Source organism: Phyllobacterium sp. P5_D12 (assembly GCF_054049495.1).
Map to the genome: position 1 here is coordinate 1 of NZ_JBFUMG010000677.1, position 2,104 is coordinate 2,104.

The 2,104-nt window shown below is 57.3% G+C and carries 3 protein-coding genes and 1 pseudogene; 1 reads left to right on the forward strand and 3 read right to left on the reverse strand.

What is annotated here, in order from left to right; translation table 11 throughout:
- The 3 genes and pseudogenes from ACXJ5O_RS25165 to ACXJ5O_RS25175 form a co-directional block, all read right to left on the reverse strand.
- Positions 1-553, reverse strand: a pseudogene (locus ACXJ5O_RS25165) (ABC transporter ATP-binding protein); the annotation flags it as partial.
- A gap of 167 nt (positions 554-720) precedes the next feature.
- Positions 721-1,083, reverse strand: a complete 363-nt coding sequence (locus ACXJ5O_RS25170) for a DUF6481 family protein (RefSeq protein ID WP_114430528.1) — start codon at positions 1,081-1,083, stop codon at positions 721-723.
- Between the two features lie 149 nt (positions 1,084-1,232).
- The gene (locus ACXJ5O_RS25175) at positions 1,233-1,442 is read right to left on the reverse strand and encodes a cold-shock protein (protein WP_112528883.1); all 210 of its coding nucleotides are present in this window, start codon (positions 1,440-1,442) and stop codon (positions 1,233-1,235) included.
- Between the two features lie 278 nt (positions 1,443-1,720).
- Between ACXJ5O_RS25175 and ACXJ5O_RS25180 the strand changes: the two genes are divergently transcribed.
- A partial coding sequence (locus ACXJ5O_RS25180) for a 6-phosphofructokinase (RefSeq protein WP_457302292.1) occupies positions 1,721-2,104 on the forward strand: 384 nt, incomplete at its 3' end.

Consider the following 2,104-nt stretch of genomic DNA (forward strand, 5'->3'; position numbering starts at 1 on the left):
GTGCATAGACGATCAGGCCGGCGGCAAAGCTCGCAACCGTCACCATGTCCTGTGCCTGGCTGAGCAACTGGCCCATCAGCGTCATCCGCCCGCTCGACTGACGACGGGCCCGCTCGAGCTGATCCTGAAACTCGGCGTCCTCGAAATCTTCCAGATCAAGCGTTGCCGCATGCTGCATCAGGCGAACGCTTGAGCTATTGGAGACGCGCTCCGATAGCAGGCTGTCGATAAGGGATACCACACGCCCAAGAATATCCGACAGAACCGCCAACGCGAATTCGGCAAGGAGCAGTAGGCCCAGCCAGTTCAGGAGGCCGCTGTTCAGCCACTGCGACAGCGTTTCAGGCTTGTTCGGCGTTTGCACCAGCAAGACCACATCGTCAATGATGAGCTTGCCGACGAACAGCGTTATCACGGGCAGAAGCGCCCGGCCCAGACGCAGGACGAGCGATGCCGCAGTCAGATGCGGACTTGTCCGCCATACCATCAACAGGAATGGCCAAAGGTTCTTCAGAGCCCCGAAACGTTCCCGGAGGGTGTGGACCTCTGGCAAGGGCGGCCCTCCCAGGGCTCGCCCGGGTGCCCCTCGCGGAACCCGTCCGCCACTGCTGTAAGTCCTCGGCATACGAGATAATCCTGTTTTCCGGCGGCTGTTGTCAATCGCGCGAAATTGGGGAGCAAACGGCCAGGGAACTTAGAGGTCTGAAAGTTAGTCGCGTCTCAGCGTTGCTTCGCCTTGCGGGCAGCATAACGCCGGTCGCGTTCCGCCTTGCGCTCAGCTTCATCGGCGAGGACACGCGCGACATGTCTGTTTGCTTCGACCTTGGCGGCTTCCGCTTCGGCGAGGGCGGCCTCGGCCAGCGCATCGGCTTCTGCCTGCTTGCGGGCCAGTTCTTCTTGTGCCAACCGCTCTTTTTCCGCACGCCGCGCTTCACGCGCCGCTGCGATTGCCTCCCGCTCGGCACGTTTTGCCTGCATCTCGGGATCAGTCGGCTTGGGTGCACTATCGAACTTCTTGAGAAGCAGTTTCTTCGCCTCGGCTGCAGCAGTGCGGCGCTCAGCCAATTCCTTGAGATTTTTCAACCGGTGGTCATCCTTGTTCGTATATCGTGGGAGCTGTTTGAGCTCGCGAGGTCAATTTCATTGAAAAGGCCAGGCATCGGCCTGGCCTCCGTCATATATTTCAGTTTACGCCATGGCCACCTTCTTGGCGACCACAAACTGAACGCTGATCAGGCAGCGCTCAGTTGATCGGCTGACATCTTGCCCGACTTCTTGTCGCGCACCAGCTCGTAATTGATCTTCTGGCCATCATTGAGGCTGCGCAATCCAGCGCGCTCAACAGCAGAGATATGCACGAACACATCTGCGCCGCCGTCCTCAGGTTGAATAAAACCAAAACCTTTTGTGGAATTGAACCATTTAACTGTGCCTGTGGCCATATTAAGCCCTCCCTGCCAACTTCAACCTGGATATCGTACACATGTACGCTACCCGTTTCTATCGAGTTTTGAAGGAGAAGGTAGAAGCGCTTGCACGCGAAAAACTTCGACAATCAAAAATTCAACGCAGCTTTTATAGAATTGAATCGGGATTGTTTCAACTCGCTTCGCGCAAAACAATTTAGGTGAGAAAATTTACGCAGGCGGCCAAATATTGTTATCATCCCGCCTAACCCGGCCATCTGGCTTCCGGAAACACGCAAACCGAAAGAATTGATATGACCGAGACGTTCGTAATTGCGCAGGGCGGCGGGCCGACTGCCGTTATAAACCAGACACTGGCAGGCGCCGCGATCGAGATCCGCAAGCGTCACAAAGATGCGCGCGTCCTTGGCGCCATACATGGCGTACGCGGTATACGCGACGGGAATTTCGTCAATCTTTCCGCTTTGAGCGAACAGGAGCTCCGCCGAATCGCCGCAACGCCGAGCGCAGCCCTTGGAAGTACGCGCGACAAACCTGACGCCGCCTACTGCGAGGTCATCCTCAAAGGCTTGCGCAAGGCCGGAGCCACCGCGTTCATTTATATCGGCGGCAACGATACGGCCGGGACGCAGCAAATTCTCGCCGAAGCTGCCGGCAAGGATATCGCCTTTGTGCAC